Source organism: Streptomyces sp. NPDC048290, from assembly GCF_040652095.1.
In the GTDB taxonomy this organism is placed as follows: Bacteria; Actinomycetota; Actinomycetes; order Streptomycetales; family Streptomycetaceae; genus Streptomyces.
In genome coordinates this window covers 601,373-619,627 of sequence record NZ_JBEZLM010000001.1, presented here as the reverse complement: position 1 = coordinate 619,627, position 18,255 = coordinate 601,373, and the positions used below count along the sequence as shown (strand labels likewise).

Below are 18,255 nucleotides of genomic sequence, written 5' to 3'. Positions count from 1 at the left end.
GTAAGGCTCCCAGTAGACGACTGGGTTGATAGGCCGGATCTGGAAGCCAGGTAACTGGTGGAGGTGACCGGTACTAATAGGCCGAGGGCTTGTCCTCAGTTGCTCGCGTCCACTGTGTTGGTTCTGAAACCACGAACAGCCATTAATGGTTGTGTGTTTCGTAGTGTTTCGGTGGTTATAGCGTGAGGGAAACGCCCGGTTACATTCCGAACCCGGAAGCTAAGCCTTACAGCGCCGATGGTACTGCTGGGGGGACCCGGTGGGAGAGTAGGACGCCGCCGAACAAACTTTGAGGCTGGGTCCCGAACTTCGGTTCGGGGCCCAGCCCTTTTTTATTGGGTGTCACTTGCAGTTCACGTTGTGCAATCAGCATCCGAAGTATGGGTACGGGTGCACTGCTCAGGGCCGCTGGTGTCGGCGTCGGTGACGAGGTCATCGTGCCTGCGTTCGGGAGTATTGAGATCGCTGAGGCCGTGACCCTGGTGGGGGCCGCCCCGGTGTTCGCCGACATTGATCCGGCGTCGTACTGCCTGGATGTAGGGGCTGTCGAGGCGGCTGTGACTCCGCGGAGCGCGGCGGTGGTTGTGGTGCATCGGTTCGGGCGGCCGGCGGACATCGGTGGGCTGCACGCGGTCGGGCAGCGGCATGGGCTGCTGGTGTTGGAGTCCGCGGAGTCCGGGACGCCCGCGTACGACGAGGTTGCTCGGCGGCGACAGCGGGCCGCCTATCTGGACGCGAAGCTGCGGGGGGTGTGCACACCCGAAGGCGGTGTGGGGCACACCTATCAGCAGTATGTGGTGCGGGTGCTGGGGAATGGGCGGCCGGACCGGGACGCGTTCGCACGGGCCTTGCGGGCCAGGGGAGTTGACTGCTGGGTGCCGGTGAAGACTCCCGTGCATCGGATGCCGGAGTTCCGGCGGTGTGTCTCGCTGCCGGAGACCGAGCGGGCCGCCGAGGAGACTTTGGCGCTGCCGGTGGATGCCGGGCTGACCAAGCGGGACATGCAGCGGATCGTGTCGGCCTGCAACAGGCTCGGTGGACTGCTTCAGCCTGCCCTTTGACGGTGGTTGGGAGCACAGGTTCGTTCAGGGTATGATCTATTTCGTTGCTCCGAGGGAAACCTCGAAAAGGCAACAGGCCCCTATAGCTCAGTCGGTAGAGCGTCTCCATGGTAAGGAGAAGGTCAACGGTTCGATTCCGTTTGGGGGCTCTGGAAGAAAGAAACCCCCCGCCCTGTTGGGCAGGGGGTTTCTTCTTGTTCCCGTCTTGTCAGCTGGGAAGGCCCGGGACGCGCATCGCCAGGATGGCCATGTCGTCCGAAGGGGCGTCCGAGGCGAAGCGTTCCACCGCGCGCATGACACGCGCGGCCACCGCCCCGGCCGTGAGGCCCGTGCAGGTGGTGAGTACCTCGGTGAGGCCGTCGTCGCCCAGCATGCGGGTGCCCTCACGGCGTTCGGTGACACCGTCCGTGACGCAGAGCAGGACGTCGCCCGGGTCGAGGCTGATCGTCTGCTCGTACAGCTCCAGGTCTTCCAGGACGCCCAGGAGGGGCTGGGGCTCGGCGGCCGGTTCGACCGTGCCGTCCTGGCGCAGGCGGAGCGGAAGGGGGTGGCCCGCGCAGACGACCTTGAGTTCCGCGCTGCCGTCGTCGCGGGGGCGTAGCTCGCCGTAGAGGAGGGTCAGGAAGCGGCTGCGGGCGCCCTCGTCGAGGATGGCGGAGTTGAGGCGCTGGAGGACGGCGGGGCCGCTGAGGCCCTCGCGGGCGAGGAGGCGCAGGGCGTGCCGGGCGAGGCCCGTGACGGCCGCCGCGTTGGGGCCCGTACCGCAGACGTCTCCGATGGCGAAGCCGTAGGTGTTCTCGCCGATGGGGAAGACGTCGTAGAAGTCGCCGCCGACTTCGTTGCCCTCGCCTGCCGCGCGGTAGATGACGTCGACCTCGACGCCATCGATCTGGGGGAGGCCGGGTGGCAGGAGGCTGCGCTGGAGGGACTGGCTGATGGCGGTGCGCTCGGAGTAGAGGCGGGCGTTGTCCAGGGCCAGGGCCGCGCGGCGGGAGAGGTCCTCGCCGAGTTCCAGGATCTCTTGGCGGAAGTGTTCGTCGGTGGGCTTGCCGAGGGTGAGCATGCCGATCACGCGGTTGCGGGCGACCAGGGGCAGGACGACCGTTTCGCCGCCGACGGCGGAGGCGGTGGCGAGGGTGGTGTTGATACCGGCGCTGATGGAGGCGGGTTCGCTGAGGCCGAGGCTGCGCATGGAGGTGCGTAGGGCGGCCTGATGGGCGGCTTCCGCGGGGGCCGTCCATACGTGGGCGCCCGGGGTGGGTACCGGGTCGGGCGGGGGGATCTTGGAGAGCAGCGACTTGATGCCGTCGATGAGTTCCTCGTCCTCGTGCAGGACGTAGGAGAGGTAGGGGTCCGCCGCCTGGTCGGCGAGAGTGTAGACGGCGCACCAGGTGGCCAGAGTGGGGACGGTCATCTGGGCCATGAGGGCGAGGGTCTGGTCGCGGTCCAGGGTTCCGGCGAGCAGGTCGGAGGCTTCGACGAGGAAGCTGAGGGAGCCTCTGCGCAGCCGTTCCAGTTCGCCGAGGCGGGCGGATTCGACGGCCAGGGCGATGCGGTCGGCGGCGAACTGGAGGCGCAGGGCCTCTTCGTTGGAGTAGCGGCCGGGTGCTTCGGCGGCGACGCCCAGGGAGCCGGTGAGGCGGCCCTCGACCTTGAGCGGGACGGTGACGACCGAGCGCATGCCGGTGCCGTTGAGGAGGGGGACCGCGCCGGGGACGGAGGAGAGGTCGTCGTGGACGGCGGGCATACGGGCCGATCCGTAGCGGCCGGGGCCCGCTTCGACGGGGACGCGGGCGAACCGCTGGCGGGCGGAGGGCAGGCCCGTGGAGGCGCGGACTTCGAGTTCCGTCTCGTCGTCGGTGGCGAGCAGGAGGAAGGCGGAGTCGGCGTCAAGCATGTCGCGGGCGCGTTCCACCGTGCGCTGGAGCAGGCCGTCGAGGTCGTCGGGGGCGGGGGAGCCGATGAAGACCTCGAACGGGTCGCTGCTCTTGCCTTCGGCGCTGGTGGTGGTGTCGGGCGCGGAGACGCGTACGGGGGTCTGGAGGACCGCCCGTTCGTGGTCGCGGACCAGGAGGCAGACGGTGGAGGGCTCGCCGTCGGTGTCGCGGACGCGGAGGTGGGAGGCGTAGACCGGGACGACCCGGCCGGCGGCGTCGCGGATGCCGTAGCTGCCTTCCCAGCGGGAGAGCTGGAGGGCTTCGGCGATACCGGTGCTGGTGCCGGGGGTGTGCGGCCAGGCGGCGAAATCGGTAAGAGGCTTTCCGGTCACCTGTTCGGGCGGGTAGCCGAAGACGTCTTCGGCGTCCTCGTTCCATGCGGAGATCGCGCCGGTGCGGTCGATCTGGATGACGGCGACGCGGACCCGGCCGTCGGCGAGCGGGAGCAGGTCGGCGGGGAGGCAGGGGCCCGCCGCGCGGGTGCCCACGGCGCGCTCGGGGAGGTCGAGCTGGAACCAGACCTGTTTGTGGGTGGGCGTGTAGTCGACACCCCAGCGGGCGGCCAGGGCGGCGCAGAGCTGGAGGCCCCGGCCGCCTTCGCGGTCGAGGTTGCCCATGGCGGTGGCGGCGCCCTGGAGCGGGATCTCGCGTTCGGGGTAGCGGTCGGCGACCTCGATGCGTACGCCGTCGTCGCTGCGCAGGCACAGGACGTCCGCGGCGGTGCCCGCGTGCACCACGGCGTTGGTGACCAGTTCGCTGGTCAGGACCACGGCGTCGTCGACGATGTCGGCGAAGCCCCAGCCCTGGAGCGTGTCGCGGACGAAGGAGCGGGCGGAGGCGACCGAACGCCCGAGGGGCTCGTAGCTGGCGGACGCTCGCGCGGTGATCACTGAACTCCTCGACCGGTCGTCCATGTGCAGGGCTGCGGGGCCGACCGGTTCGCGCCGCGACTGCGACGGTAGGCCATCCGTCGGCCGGGGGTCCGGGGGGTGTCCCCCGGGGATCAGTCCGGTGGTCATGGTGACGGCCGCCCCTCCGATGCCCGCTCGTTCTCGTACCACCGCCCAGGCCGGTCGGACCGGCGCGGCTGGACAGCCGCATGCAAGGTTACTTACCTTCCCCGTCCATGCGGATGCCGGTCGCCGGTGTTTCCGTCCGGAGGGTGTGCGGACGGTGTGCGAAGCTGCCGAACTGTTATGGCCGGGTTCCGCCGGAGTGAAACACTGGGCAGGCTTCCGGTGAAGGTCCGGGCGGGTCGCGTGGGACGCGCATGTGGTGGGCAGCAGCCCTAGGTGCGGTCCCGTACGCCGTCCGGAGCGGGGTGGCGCGGTGCGGCTGTGCCGTACGGCGGCTGTCCGAAACACCGGAGTGCACGACGGGAACCACCTGAGCACGGCAGAAATGGTCGACCCCTGCGGGAGGGACACAGTGGAGTCTGGCGCAGCGACGCGGGGCACTAAGACGCGCGCGAAGGGCGGACAGTCCCTGGGAAACCGGCGTACGCCACGCGGCGGGACGACGGCGGTGGACACGGCGTCCCTGGACCGGCTGCTGACGGCTCTGGTGGCGATGCGGGACGGGAACTTCCGCAGGCGGCTGACGGTGTCCGGCGACGGTGTGATGGCGGAGATCGCCGCCGTCTACAACGAGGTCGCGGAGCGCAATCTCCATCTGACCGGTGAGCTGTCGCGGGTCCGGCGGGTGGTGGGGCGGGACGGCAAGCTGACCGAGCGACTGGAGGCGGGGGCCCTGGAGGGCTCCTGGGGCGCCGCGATCGACGCGTCCAACGCCCTGGTCGACGATCTGGTGCGGCCGGTCTCCGAGGTCAGCCGGGTGCTGTCGGCGGTGGCGGAGGGCGATCTTTCGCCGCGGATGGAGCTGCGGCAGCAGACGGCGGAGGGGCCGGGGAATCCGCTGCGGGGCGAGTTCCTGAAGGTCGGGCGGACTGTAAACAACCTTGTCGATCAGTTGTCGACATTCACCGACGAGGTCACGCGGGTCGCCAGTGAGGTCGGTACCGAGGGCAAGCTCGGTGGTCAGGCGCGGGTGCGCGGGATGTCGGGTTCGTGGAAGGACCTGACGGAGTCCGTCAACACCATGGCGTACCGGCTGACCGCGCAGGTGCGGGACATCGCGCTGGTGACCACGGCGGTCGCCAAGGGCGATCTGTCGCGCAAGGTCACCGTCGACGTGGCTGGCGAGATGCTGGAGCTGAAGGTCACCGTCAATACGATGGTCGACCAGCTCTCGGCGTTCTCCTCCGAGGTGACCCGTGTCGCGCGGGAGGTCGGTACGGAGGGCGAGCTGGGCGGACAGGCCCGGGTGCCGGGTGTCGCCGGGGTGTGGAAGGAACTCACCGACTCGGTGAACACCATGGCAGGGAACCTCACTGCCCAGGTGCGGGGAATCTCACAGGTGACCACTGCGGTCGCCAACGGCGATCTTTCGCAGAAGGTGACCGTGCAGGCGCGCGGCGAGGTCGCGCAGCTTGCAGAGACGATCAACCAGATGACCGAGACGCTGCGGATCTTCGCGGACGAGGTCACCCGGGTGGCCAACGAGACGGGCGGCGAGGGGCGGCTCGGCGGTCAGGCGAATGTGCCGGGCGCGGCGGGGACGTGGAAGGACCTGACGGATTCGGTCAACACGGTCTTCCGGAACCTGACCACTCAGGTACGGGACATCGCGGCCGTCACGACCGCCGTGGCCAGCGGTGATCTGACGCAGAAGGTCACCGTGAACGTGGCCGGCGAGATGCTTGAGCTGAAGAACACCGTGAACACGATGGTGGACCAGCTCTCCGCGTTCTCGTCCGAGGTCACCCGGGTCGCCCGGGAGATCGGGGTCGAGGGTGAACTGGGCGGGCAGGCGCAGGTCATGGGCGCGGCCGGGACGTGGAAGGACCTGACGGATTCGGTCAACACGGCCTTCCGCAACCTGACCGGGCAGGTGCGCAACATCGCCCAGGTGACCACGGCGGTCGCCAACGGCGATCTGTCGCAGAAGGTCACCGTCGATGTCTCCGGCGAGATGCTCCAGTTGAAGAACACCGTGAACACCATGGTGGACCAGCTGTCGTCGTTCGCCGAACAGGTCGTGCGGATGGCCCGTGAGGTCGGTACGGAGGGGCGGCTCGGCGGTCAGGCGCAGGTGCCGGGCGTGTCTGGGACATGGAAGGAGCTGACCGACTCGGTCAACTCCATCACCGGCAATCTGACCGCGCAGGTCCGGCAGATCGCGCAGGTCACCACCGCCGTGGCACGCGGTGATCTGTCACAGAAGATCACCGTGGACGCGCGCGGCGAGATCCTGGAGCTGAAGAACACCGTCAACACGATGGTCGACCAGCTCTCCGCGTTCGCCGACCAGGTGACCCGGGTGGCCCGCGAGGTGGGCACCGAGGGGCGGCTCGGCGGTCAGGCGCAGGTGCCGGGCGTCGCTGGTGTCTGGCGGGACCTGACCGACTCCGTGAACGGAATGGCAGGAAACCTTACTGCTCAGGTGCGGCAGATCGCCCAGGTCGCCACGGCGGTCGCCCGCGGTGACCTCTCGCAGAAGATCACGGTCGACGCGCGGGGCGAGATCCTGGAGCTGAAGAACACCCTCAACACGATGGTGGACCAGCTGTCGTCGTTCGCCGAGGAGGTCACCAGGGTCGCCCGCGAGGTCGGCACCGAGGGCAAGCTGGGCGGCCAGGCGGAGGTGCAGGGCGTCTCCGGCACCTGGAAGGACCTCACTCAGTCGGTGAACTTCATGGCGAACAACCTCACCGTCCAGGTGCGGTCCATCGCGTTCGTCACCACCGCGGTCGCCAAGGGCGATCTGTCCAAGAAGATCACCGTCGACGCCAAGGGCGAGATCCTCGAACTCGTCACCACCGTGAACACGATGGTCGACCAGCTGTCGTCGTTCGCCGACCAGGTGACCCGGGTGGCGCGCGAGGTGGGCACCGAGGGCATCCTCGGAGGCCAGGCACATGTGCCGGGGATCGTCGGCATCTGGAAGGACCTCAGCGACAACGTCAACCTGATGGCCAAGAACCTGACCATGCAGGTGCGCAACATCTCGCAGGTCGCGGCGGCCGTCGCCAACGGCGACCTGACCCGGACCGTGACGATCGAGGCGCGCGGTGAGGTGGCGCAGCTCGCCGACACGTTCAACACCATGGTCAAGACGCTCAGTTCGTTCGCCGAGCAGGTCACCAAGGTGGCCCGCGAAGTGGGCACGGACGGCATCCTGGGGGGCCAGGCCCATGTGCCGGGCGTTGCGGGAACCTGGAAGGACCTCACCGAGTCGGTGAACCAGATGGCGTCCAACCTGACCGGTCAGGTCCGCAACATCGCGATGGTGACCACCGCCATCGCCAAGGGCGATCTGACCAAGAAGATCGACATCGACGCCCGCGGCGAGATCCTCGAACTCAAGACGACCATCAACACCATGGTTGACCAGCTCTCGTCGTTCGCGGAGGAAGTCACCCGCGTCGCCCGCGAGGTGGGCACGGAAGGGCAGCTCGGCGGCCAGGCCCGGGTCAGGGACGTGGACGGCACCTGGCGGGACCTCACCGAGTCCGTGAACGAAATGGCAGGAAACCTTACTCGGCAGGTCCGGGCCATCGCACGGGTGGCGACCGCGGTGACCCGGGGCGACCTGAACCTGAAGATCGACGTCGACGCCTCCGGTGAGATCCAGGAGCTTCAGGACTACATCAACAAGATGATCGCCAACCTGCGCGACACCACCATCGCCAACAAGGAGCAGGACTGGCTCAAGGGCAACCTCGCCCGGATCTCCGCCCTCATGCAGGGCCGCCGGGACCTGGAGGACGTGGCCTCGCTGATCATGAGCGAGCTGACACCGGTGGTCGCCGCGCACCATGGCGCCTTCTTCCTCGCCATGCCCCAGCTGGACGGCAAGGACGTGGCGGCGGGGTCGGACGACGCCTACGAGCTGCGCATGCTGGGCTCGTACGGCTACTCCATGGGGTCCATGCCGACCTCGTTCCGGCCGGGGGAGGCGCTCGTGGGGACCGCCGCCAACGAGAAGCGCACGATCCTGGTGGAGAACGCGCCCAGCGGCTACCTCAAGATCTCCTCCGGGCTCGGCGAGGCGCCGCCCGCGCAGGTCATCGTGTTGCCGGTGCTGTTCGAGGGCAAGGTGCTCGGAGTGATCGAGCTGGCCTCCTTCACCCCGTTCACGCACATCCAGAAGGACTTCCTCAACCAGATCGCGGAGATGATCGCGACCAGCGTCAACACCATCTCCGTCAACACCAAGACCGAGGTGCTGCTGAAGCAGTCGCAGGAACTGACCGAGCAGCTGCGCGACCGCTCCCAGGAGCTGGAGAACCGGCAGAAGGCCCTCCAGGCGTCCAACGCCGAACTGGAGGAGAAGGCCGAACTGCTGGCCCGGCAGAACCGGGACATCGAGGTGAAGAACACCGAGATCGAGGAGGCCCGCCAGGTCCTGGAGGAGCGCGCCGAGCAACTCGCCGTCTCCATGCGCTACAAGAGCGAGTTCCTCGCGAACATGTCCCATGAGCTGCGTACGCCGCTGAACTCGCTGCTGATCCTGGCCAAGCTGCTCGCCGACAACGCGGACGGCAACCTCACGCCCAAGCAGGTGGAGTTCGCGGAGACGATCCATGGTGCCGGTTCCGATCTGCTCCAGCTGATCAACGACATCCTGGACCTGTCCAAGGTCGAGGCGGGCAAGATGGACGTGTCGCCGACCCGCATCGCCCTCGTCCAGCTCGTGGACTACGTGGAGGCCACCTTCCGGCCGCTGACCGCGGAGAAGGGCCTGGATCTGTCGGTGCGGGTGTCGCCGGAGCTGCCCGCCACCCTGCACACCGACGAGCAGCGGCTCCTCCAGGTGCTGCGCAATCTGCTGTCCAACGCGGTGAAGTTCACCGACTCCGGATCGGTCGAGCTGGTGATCCGACCCGCCGGGGCGGACGTACCGCAGTCCATCCGGGAACAGCTCCTGGAGGCCGGTTCGGTGACCGATCCGGGGGCCGCGCTGATCGCGTTCTCGGTGACCGACACCGGGATCGGGATCGCGGCGAGCAAGATGCGGGTCATCTTCGAGGCGTTCAAGCAGGCCGACGGCACGACGAGCCGCAAGTACGGCGGTACGGGCCTGGGGCTGTCCATCTCGCGGGAGATCGCGCAGCTGCTCGGCGGGGAGATCCACGCGCAGAGCGAGCCGGGCCGCGGCTCGACGTTCACCCTGTATCTGCCGCTGCACCCGAGCGAACTGCCCGCGCAGGGCTTCCAGACGGCTCCCCAGGTGCCCGGTCCGACGGCGATCGAGGCGCGCCCCCAGGTGCCCGAGATCGAGACACCGGCGGAGGTCAAGTCGTACCAGGAGACGCAGAACGGGGCGGCGGCGCTGTTCCGGCGGCGGCGCCGGGGCACGGAGGCGTTCTCCCGGCCGTCCATGCAGCACCCGGAGAGCTGGACGGCGGTCGTGGGGCAGGACGGCGACCGCGAGCCGGTCACGGGGCTGCGGTTCGGCGGCGAGAAGGTGCTGATCGTCGACGACGACATCCGCAATGTCTTCGCCCTGACCAGCGTCCTGGAACAGCACGGCCTCTCGGTGCTGTACGCCGAGAACGGCCGCGAGGGCATCGAGGTCCTGGAGCAGCACGACGACGTGGCGGTCGTCCTGATGGACATCATGATGCCGGAGATGGACGGGTACGCGACGACCACCGCGATCCGGCGGATGCCGCAGTTCGCCGGGCTGCCGATCATCGCGCTGACCGCGAAGGCGATGAAGGGCGACCGGGAGAAGGCCATCGAGTCCGGCGCGTCGGACTATGTGACCAAGCCCGTCGACCCGGATCACCTGCTGGCCGTCATGCGGCAGTGGATGCGGGTGGAGTGACCTCGGCCGAAGGACGCTCCCGCGCGGGAGGCGACAGGCACCGGATCGGTGAGTGTTCACCCGGAGTTGCTGACGCGGTGTGTTCGGCGCCGTGTGGACGTACGCGATTCCGGGAACCTTCTGGTCTCCCGTAGCGTTTCTGCTATGTGCACAGTGACATCACGGTGACAGGGTGTGGCGACGGGCGGGGTGCGGCTACGATGACCGGCACGAGGACGGGCGGCGAGACGGAGTCGTCCCCAGGGGTGGCTCCCGACGGCGCTTCCCCAAGTCCTGTGGACAGGGGAGGCCCCATGCCGGGGCGAGGAGGGCGGGCCATGGTGCAGAAGGCCAAGATCCTCCTGGTCGATGACCGGCCGGAGAATCTGCTGGCGCTGGAGGCGATCCTCTCGGCGCTCGATCAGACGCTGGTCCGGGCATCGTCCGGGGAGGAAGCGCTCAAAGCGCTGCTCACGGACGATTTCGCGGTCATTCTGCTGGATGTCCAGATGCCGGGGATGGATGGTTTCGAGACCGCCGCGCACATCAAGCGCCGGGAGCGCACGCGGGACATCCCGATCATCTTCCTCACCGCGATCAACCACGGTCCGCACCACACGTTCCGTGGATACGCGGCGGGCGCGGTTGACTACATCTCCAAGCCGTTCGACCCGTGGGTGCTCCGGGCGAAGGTCTCCGTGTTCGTCGAGCTGTACATGAAGAACTGCCAGCTGAGGGAGCAGGCGGCGCTGCTGCGGCTCCAGTTGGAGGGTGGCGGCAGGACCGGCGTCGGGCCCGGGAAGGAACCGGCCGGACTGCTCGCCGAGCTGTCCGCGCGGCTGGCCGCCGTCGAGGAGCAGGCCGAGGCGCTGTCCAAGCAGCTGGACGACGAGTCCGCGGACGCGGCGGCGGTGGCCACGGCCGCGCATCTGGAGCGGAAGCTGACCGGACTGCGGCGGGCGTTGGACGCACTGGAGCCGGGTGCCGGGGGCGCCCCGGTGGTTCCTTCCCAGAGCTGACGGGTTGACGGGCTGAAGGGTGGCCGTGGAGATTCTGCCTCCGTTGGTGGAGCGGGCTCTCTGGGGCGGCGGTCCGCTGAGTGGCGAGTTCCCTAGGGCGGCGGTCCGATCTGTAGGGGGCCCCATAGGGCGGCGGTCGGCTGTGTAGCAGGCTCTATAGCGTGGGGTCGGCTGTGTAGCAGGCTCCATAGCGCGGCGGTCCGCTGCGAAACGGGCTCCATAGGACGGCCGTACGGCGGCCCCCTCCGTCCCCGCCACTCCCGGTCCCCCTTCGACCGCTCCCACCTCCCGCGCCCCTTACATCCCGTCAGTTCCGGAGTGCCCAGGGGCGACACGAATGGGTGAAGGGGCCGGCACGTGGGTCGACACCCCGGCGCGGCGGTAGTCTCGCCTCCATGGCCTCACGTCCCTCCGCAGCCAAGAAGCAGCCCGCCAAGAAGGCGGCGGCTCCGGCGAAGAAGGGCGCTGCCAAAAAGGCTCCGGCGAAGAAGGCGCCCGCCAGAAAGGCACCCGCCAAGAAGGCCGCGGCGAAGAAGGCCGCGGCGCCTCCGAAGCCGGCGCCCAATCCGACCGGCGGTGTGTACAAGCTGGTGCGCGCCCTCTGGCTGGGGGTGGCGCACGCCGTGGGCGCGGTGTTCCGTGGCATAGGGCAGGGCGCCAAGAACCTGGACCCGGCGCACCGCAAGGACGGCATCGCCCTGCTGCTGCTGGCGCTCGCGCTGATCGTCGCCGCCGGGACCTGGTCCAATCTGCGCGGCCCGGTCGGCGATCTCGTCGAGATACTGGTGACGGGTGCCTTCGGGCGGCTCGATCTGCTCGTCCCGATCCTGCTCGCGGTCGTCGCCTTCCGCTTCATCCGTCATCCGGAACAGCCCGACGCCAACGGACGGATCGTCATCGGGCTGTCCGCGCTGGTGATCGGCGTGCTCGGACAGGTGCACATCGCGTGCGGCTCACCCGCGCGCAGCGACGGCATGCAGCCGATAAGGGACGCCGGAGGGCTCATCGGCTGGGGCGCGGCCACCCCGCTGTCGTACACCATGACCGATGTGCTGGCCGTGCCGCTGCTGGCGCTGCTCACGGTGTTCGGGCTGCTGGTCGTCACGGCCACGCCGGTGAAGGCGATCCCGCAGCGGCTGCGGCAGCTCGGCGTGCGGCTCGGGGTCGTCCACGACCTGGACGCGGACACCCTCACCGGGGACGACGAGCGCTACGACGACCAGTGGCGGGAGTCGCTGCCCGCGCGAAGCCGCAAACGCGCGGGGGCGGCCGACGAGCCGTACGACCCCGAGGGAGCCGAGGAAGAGGCCCTCTCGCGGCGTCGCGGGCGGCCGAGGCGTTCCGCGGTGCCCCAGCCCGTGATGGACCGGCAGATGGACGCCGTGGACTTCGCGGCGGCGGCTGCGGCCGATCTGGACGGGGCCGTGCTGCACGGCATGCCGCCGTCGCCGCTCGTCGCCGACCTCACCCAGGGGGTCCGGGTGGGCGACCGGGGGGACCGGGAGGACACCACCCCGACGCCGGTCCCTGGGGCCCGGCCCCAGAAGGACAAGCCCCGCCAGGAGCGGCTCAAGGGGGAGGTCCCCGACCTCACCAAGGCGCCGCCCGGAGAGCTGCGCGATCTGCCGCCCCGCGCGGAGCAGCTCCAGCTGTCCGGCGACATCACCTACTCGCTGCCGCCCCTGGACCTGCTGGAGCGCGGTGGGCCCGGCAAGGCGCGCAGCGCGGCCAATGACGCGGTCGTCGCCTCGCTCACCACCGTCTTCACCGAGTTCAAGGTGGACGCGGCCGTCACCGGCTTCACCCGGGGCCCGACGGTGACCCGCTACGAGGTCGAGCTGGGCCCCGCCGTCAAGGTGGAGCGGATCACCGCGCTGACCAAGAACATCGCGTACGCCGTCGCCAGCCCGGACGTGCGGATCATCAGCCCGATCCCCGGGAAGTCGGCGGTCGGCATCGAGATCCCGAACACCGACCGGGAGATGGTCAACCTCGGGGACGTACTGCGGCTCGCGGAGTCGGCGGAGGACGACGATCCGATGCTGGTCGCCTTCGGCAAGGACGTCGAGGGCGGCTATGTCATGCACTCGCTGGCAAAGATGCCCCACCTGCTGGTGGCCGGCGCCACCGGTTCCGGAAAGTCGTCCTGCATCAACTGTCTGATCACCTCGATCATGATGCGGGCCACCCCGGAGGACGTCCGTATGGTCCTCGTCGACCCCAAGCGGGTCGAGCTGACCGCCTACGAGGGCATCCCGCACCTGATCACCCCGATCATCACCAACCCCAAGCGTGCCGCCGAGGCGCTCCAGTGGGTGGTGCGGGAGATGGATCTTCGCTACGACGATCTCGCCGCATACGGGTACCGGCACATCGACGACTTCAACGAGGCCGTTCGCGAAGGCAAGGTGAAGCTGCCCGAGGGAAGCGAGCGGGAGCTTCAGCCGTACCCGTATCTGCTGGTGATCGTGGACGAGCTGGCCGATCTGATGATGGTGGCGCCCCGGGACGTCGAGGACGCCATTGTGCGGATCACCCAGCTCGCTCGGGCGGCCGGAATCCATCTGGTGCTCGCCACCCAGCGGCCGTCGGTGGATGTCGTCACCGGGCTGATCAAGGCGAACGTGCCCTCCCGGCTGGCCTTCGCCACGTCCTCGCTCGCCGACTCCCGGGTCATCCTCGACCAGCCCGGTGCCGAGAAGCTGATCGGCAAGGGCGACGGCCTGTTCCTGCCCATGGGGGCCAACAAGCCGACCCGTATGCAGGGCGCCTTCGTCACCGAGGACGAGGTGGCCGCCATCGTCCAGCACTGCAAGGACCAGATGGCCCCGGTCTTCCGGGACGACGTGACCGTCGGCGGCAAGCAGAAGAAGGAGATCGACGAGGACATTGGCGACGACCTCGATCTGCTCTGCCAGGCGGCCGAGCTGGTGGTGTCCACCCAGTTCGGGTCGACGTCCATGCTCCAGCGCAAGCTGCGGGTGGGCTTCGCCAAGGCCGGGCGGCTGATGGACCTGATGGAGTCGCGGAACATCGTCGGGCCGAGCGAGGGCTCCAAGGCGCGTGACGTGCTGGTCAAGCCGGATGAGCTGGACGGGGTCCTCGCGGTGATTCGCGGTGAGGCGGCGGGGTAGGCGTCAGGGATGGGGGACCGCGTACCGGGCACATACGGGCGGCCTTGCGAACGGGCCTCCTGGCGCGTGCTTGAACCTGATGCGGACTCTCGCCCAAATCGTGATCCTGGGTGTACTCCGTTCGGCGTCCCACGACTCACCCGTAAGGGATCATTGAGCAACCGTTTCCCTTCGGCGCACGTCAAGTTGAGGGAAGCGGAAACCTTGTGTCCCACCATCGGCATGACGGGCCATACCGATGGCGTACAAAGTGCTCTCGCCCGGTTGCCCCACCCTTTCGTACCCCCTCAGACTGAACTTCCAGCACAGGTGGCTACACGCTCGAAAGGCGCCCCCGTGTCCATCGGCAACTTCCCTGAAGACGAGCGTCCGTTCGAAGACGTATCCGAGGAAGCCCACCTCTCCATCGGTCGTGCGCTGCGGCAGGCGCGGATCGCGGCCGGGCTGACCGTCGACGACGTCAGTACCGCCACCCGGGTCCGGATCGCCATCGTGCACGCGATCGAGGCCGACAACTTCGCGCCCTGCGGCGGTGACGTCTACGCCCGCGGCCACATCCGGACCCTGGCGAAGGCCGTACGGCTCGATCCTGGTCCGCTGCTCGCCCAGTACGACGCCGACCACGGCGGACGACCCGCCCCTACCCCCGCGGCCCCCATGTTCGAGGCGGAGCGCATCCGGCCCGAGCGCCGGGGACCGAACTGGACGGCCGCCATGGTCGCCGCGATCGTCGCGGTGATCGGCTTCGTCGGGTTCACCATGTTCAAGGGCGAGGCCGACGGTGGCGCCAAGGACCAGGTCGCCGGTGGTGCCACACCGTCGACCGGGAAGTCGTCCTCGCCGTCCGCCGCGACCAGCAGGCCCGCCGACCCCGAGCCCGACCCGACCGAGAGCGCCATCGCCGCGGCGCCCCAGGACAAGGTGACCGTCCAGGTCAGCGCCACCGACGGACGCAGCTGGATCTCCGCCAAGGACCACAACGGACGCCTGCTCTTCGACGGCCTGCTCAAGCAGGGCGACTCCAAGACCTTCCAGGACAGCTCCAAGATCAACCTGGTGCTCGGCGACGCCGGGGCCATTCAGCTCTACGTCAATGGCAAGAAGATCGACGAGGACTGGCAGCCGGGGGCCGTGGAGCGGCTGACCTATACGAAGGGTGATCCGCAGGCGGGATGAGCCCGGCGGTTCCCGGGTGTGACTTCGGCGGCTCCATGGGAGGTGTTTCCCGTGGGGCCGTCCGGCTGTTCGCTGTGCGGCACCTGTGCGAGGGCTTTTCGCGCGGCTCCCGCGCGGGGCCGTGAGCGGATGTTCGGGGCCGGGGCGGGCATGATCGCCGTGGCCCCGTCGGCGTGGGGTGTCAGTGGGACGAAGTAGTCTTGAGCCCATGCCTGAACGCCGTACCGTCGCACTCGTCACGCTTGGCTGCGCCCGAAACGAGGTGGACTCCGAGGAGCTCGCGGGCCGTCTGGAGGCGGACGGCTGGCAGCTCGTCGGGGACGCCGAGGACGCCGATGTCGCCGTCGTGAACACCTGCGGATTCGTCGAAGCCGCCAAGAAGGACTCCGTCGACGCCCTGCTGGAGGCCAACGATCTCAAGGGGCACGGCCGCACCCAGGCCGTGGTCGCCGTGGGCTGCATGGCCGAGCGGTACGGCAAGGAACTCGCTGAGGCGCTCCCCGAGGCCGACGGCGTGCTCGGGTTCGACGACTACGCGGACATCTCCGACCGGCTCCAGACCATCCTCTCCGGCGGGGTCCACGCCTCCCACACCCCGCGCGACCGGCGCAAGCTGCTGCCGATCAGCCCCGCGGAGCGCCAGGAGTCCGCCGCGGCCGTCGCCCTGCCCGGCCATGGCCCGGTCGATCTGCCCGACGGCCTCGCGCCCGCCTCCGGCCCCCGCGCGCCCCTGCGCCGCAGACTCGACGGCTCCCCGGTCGCCTCGGTCAAGCTGGCCTCCGGATGCGACCGGCGCTGCACCTTCTGCGCCATCCCGTCCTTCCGTGGCTCCTTCATCTCCCGCCGCCCCAGCGATGTGCTGAACGAGACGCGCTGGCTCGCCGAGCAGGGCGTCAAGGAGATCATGCTGGTCTCCGAGAACAACACGTCCTACGGCAAGGACCTCGGCGACATCCGGCTGCTGGAGTCCCTGCTGCCCGAGCTGGCGGGTGTCGACGGCATCGAGCGCGTCCGGGTCAGCTACCTCCAGCCGGCCGAGATGCGGCCCGGCCTGATCGACGTCCTGACCGGCACGCCCAAGGTCGCCCCCTACTTCGACCTCTCCTTCCAGCACTCCGCGCCCGACGTGCTGCGGGCGATGCGGCGCTTCGGGGACACCGACCGGTTCCTGGAGCTGCTCGACACCATCCGGAGCAAGGCTCCCCAGGCCGGTGTGCGCTCCAACTTCATCGTGGGCTTCCCCGGCGAGAGCGAGGCCGACCTCGCCGAGCTGGAGCGGTTCCTCAACCACGCGCGGCTCGACGCCATCGGTGTGTTCGGCTACTCGGACGAGGAGGGCACGGAGGCCGCGACCTACGAGAACAAGCTCCCTGAGGACGTGGTCGCCGAACGCCTCGCACATGTCTCCCGTCTGGCCGAGGAACTCGTGTCGCAGCGGGCCGAGGAGCGGCTCGGGGAATCGCTGCGCGTGCTCGTCGAGTCGGTCGACTCCGAGGAGGGGGTGTACGGCCGCGGGGAGCACCAGGCGCCCGAGACGGACGGCCAGGTGCTGCTCACGAGCGGCGAGGGGCTGACGGTCGGTCGTATGGTCGAGGCGAAGGTGGTCGGTACGGAGGGTGTCGACCTGGTGGCCGAGCCGCTCACGACCGCCGGGTCGGCGGCCGGGCCGGCGGGCTCGCACGCGGGCCGTGAGGAGGCGGGCAGATGACGGGAGTCCCGGCGTCGGCCGCGGGGGGCTCCGCCGGGGTGAACGGTGTGGGGGGCACGAATGGCGGCTCGGCCTCTTCGGGGGCGTCGGGTCCCGTGGGCGGGGCCGGGGTCTCCGCGGTTTCCGGGGGCGACGGCGGGGAGGCCGACGGGCGGCACCTGCGGGGCGGGAAGCTGGCCGCCGCGGCGGTCAATCAGGCCAGCGTCTGGAACATCGCCAACCTGCTGACCATGCTCCGGCTCGTGCTGGTCCCGGCGTTCGTCGCGCTGATGCTCGCCGACGGCGGCTACGACCCGGCCTGGCGGTCGCTGGCCTGGGCCGCCTTCGCCATCGCCATGATCACCGACCTGTTCGACGGTCACCTCGCCCGTACGTACGATCTCGTCACCGACTTCGGGAAGATCGCCGATCCCATCGCCGACAAGGCCATCATGGGTGCGGCGCTGATCTGTCTGTCGGCGCTGGGGGATCTGCCGTGGTGGGTGACGGTCGTCATCCTCGGCCGGGAACTCGGGGTCACGCTGCTGCGTTTTCTTGTCATCCGGTACGGCGTCATCCCCGCGAGCCGTGGCGGCAAGCTCAAGACCCTCACCCAGGGCGTGGCGGTCGGCATGTACGTCCTGGCACTGACGGGCTGGCTGGCCACCCTGCGGTGGTGGGTGATGGCCGCCGCGGTCCTGCTGACCGTGGTCACCGGGCTCGACTATGTACGACAGGCCATTGTGCTGCGCAGACAGGGAATCGCCGAGCGAAGGGCGGCGGCGGAGGAGACGGACGCGTGAATTCCACGGCCGCCGACGTGCTGCGACTACTGACGGTGAGGGGCGAGACGGTCGCCGTCGCCGAGTCGCTGACCGGCGGTCTGGTCGCGGCGGAGCTGACGGCGGTGCCCGGGGCGTCCAAGGCGTTCCGAGGGTCGGTCACGGCCTACGCGACCGAGCTGAAGCAGCGCCTGCTGGGGGTCGACGCCGATCTCCTGGAGACGCGGGGAGCGGTGGACGCGCAGGTCGCGGGGCAGATGGCGGCCGGTGCGCGGAGGGTGCTCGGCGCCGACTGGGGCCTCGCCACCACCGGGGTCGCCGGGCCTGACCCCCAGGACGGACATCCGGTCGGGACGGTGTTCGTGGCCGTGGACCGGGCCACGGTCGACGCGTTCGGATCGGTTTCCGATTCTGCCGGTGGCGGAAAAGTGCTGGCCCTGCGGTTGAACGGCGGACGCGAGGAAATCCGTATGGAGAGTGTACGGAGCGTACTCGCACTGCTCCTGGAGCAGCTCGCGGGCGAACAGACCGGGAATGAGCGGGCACAGGATACGGAACAGAACGGGGGGTTTTGATGTTTGCAGCCCTG

General features: G+C 69.3%; 9 protein-coding genes, 1 tRNA gene and 1 rRNA gene. 10 read left to right on the top strand and 1 reads right to left on the bottom strand.

Annotation, left to right across the window (positions count from 1 at the left end; all coding sequences use genetic code 11):
- The first annotated feature begins 167 nt into the window (after positions 1 to 167).
- The 3 genes from rrf (at position 168) to AB0D49_RS02220 (ending at position 1,210) form a co-directional block, all read left to right on the top strand.
- A 5S ribosomal RNA gene (rrf, locus tag AB0D49_RS02230) occupies positions 168 to 284 on the top strand.
- A gap of 111 nt (positions 285 to 395) precedes the next feature.
- Positions 396 to 1,061, top strand: coding sequence for a DegT/DnrJ/EryC1/StrS family aminotransferase (locus AB0D49_RS02225; protein WP_362749331.1), 666 nt, complete (start codon positions 396 to 398; stop codon positions 1,059 to 1,061).
- 76 nt (positions 1,062 to 1,137) lie between these two features.
- Positions 1,138 to 1,210 (top strand) — tRNA-Thr (locus tag AB0D49_RS02220).
- Positions 1,211 to 1,269: 59 nt separating this feature from the next.
- On the opposite strand, the gene AB0D49_RS02215 is transcribed toward AB0D49_RS02220, so the two are convergent.
- A complete protein-coding gene (locus AB0D49_RS02215; RefSeq protein ID WP_362749252.1) occupies positions 1,270 to 4,017 on the bottom strand; it encodes a SpoIIE family protein phosphatase in 2,748 nt (915 codons plus the stop codon).
- Between the two features lie 409 nt (positions 4,018 to 4,426).
- Between AB0D49_RS02215 and AB0D49_RS02210 the strand changes: the two genes are divergently transcribed.
- The 7 genes from AB0D49_RS02210 to AB0D49_RS02180 all read left to right on the top strand — a co-directional run bounded on the left by AB0D49_RS02210 (position 4,427) and on the right by AB0D49_RS02180 (position 18,241).
- Positions 4,427 to 9,889: a HAMP domain-containing protein gene (locus tag AB0D49_RS02210; RefSeq protein ID WP_362749249.1), complete on the top strand. Its 5,463-nt coding sequence runs from the start codon at positions 4,427 to 4,429 to the stop codon at positions 9,887 to 9,889.
- 317 nt (positions 9,890 to 10,206) lie between these two features.
- Positions 10,207 to 10,887, top strand: a complete 681-nt coding sequence (locus AB0D49_RS02205; protein WP_362749247.1) for a response regulator — start codon at positions 10,207 to 10,209, stop codon at positions 10,885 to 10,887.
- Between the two features lie 395 nt (positions 10,888 to 11,282).
- Positions 11,283 to 14,021 carry a DNA translocase FtsK gene (locus tag AB0D49_RS02200; RefSeq protein ID WP_362749244.1) on the top strand — a complete coding sequence of 913 codons (2,739 nt, stop codon included), beginning with the start codon at positions 11,283 to 11,285 and terminating at the stop codon, positions 14,019 to 14,021.
- Positions 14,022 to 14,357: 336 nt separating this feature from the next.
- Positions 14,358 to 15,197: a RodZ domain-containing protein gene (locus AB0D49_RS02195; protein WP_362749241.1), complete on the top strand. Its 840-nt coding sequence runs from the start codon at positions 14,358 to 14,360 to the stop codon at positions 15,195 to 15,197.
- A 208-nt stretch (positions 15,198 to 15,405) separates the two neighbouring features.
- Entirely contained in the window at positions 15,406 to 16,905 is a 1,500-nt protein-coding gene (gene rimO, locus AB0D49_RS02190; RefSeq protein WP_362749238.1) for a 30S ribosomal protein S12 methylthiotransferase RimO, read from the top strand.
- Positions 16,902 to 17,687 (top strand): CDP-diacylglycerol--glycerol-3-phosphate 3-phosphatidyltransferase, encoded by a 786-nt coding sequence (pgsA, locus tag AB0D49_RS02185; protein ID WP_362749235.1) that lies wholly within the window; start codon positions 16,902 to 16,904, stop codon positions 17,685 to 17,687. The genes rimO and pgsA overlap by 4 nt, the downstream gene beginning before the upstream one ends.
- Positions 17,684 to 18,241, top strand: coding sequence for a CinA family protein (locus AB0D49_RS02180; protein WP_362749232.1), 558 nt, complete (start codon positions 17,684 to 17,686; stop codon positions 18,239 to 18,241). The genes pgsA and AB0D49_RS02180 overlap by 4 nt, the downstream gene beginning before the upstream one ends.
- Positions 18,242 to 18,255: the final 14 nt, after the last annotated feature.

Bases quoted from the DNA above. Each gene is read 5' to 3' on its own strand.
- AB0D49_RS02215 (WP_362749252.1), bottom strand. From the start codon at position 4,017: ATGACCACCGGACTGATCCCCGGGGGACACCCCCCGGACCCCCGGCCG.
- AB0D49_RS02205 (WP_362749247.1), top strand. From the start codon at position 10,207: ATGGTGCAGAAGGCCAAGATCCTCCTGGTCGATGACCGGCCGGAGAAT.
- AB0D49_RS02200 (WP_362749244.1), top strand. From the start codon at position 11,283: ATGGCCTCACGTCCCTCCGCAGCCAAGAAGCAGCCCGCCAAGAAGGCG.
- rimO (WP_362749238.1), top strand. From the start codon at position 15,406: ATGCCTGAACGCCGTACCGTCGCACTCGTCACGCTTGGCTGCGCCCGA.
- pgsA (WP_362749235.1), top strand. From the start codon at position 16,902: ATGACGGGAGTCCCGGCGTCGGCCGCGGGGGGCTCCGCCGGGGTGAAC.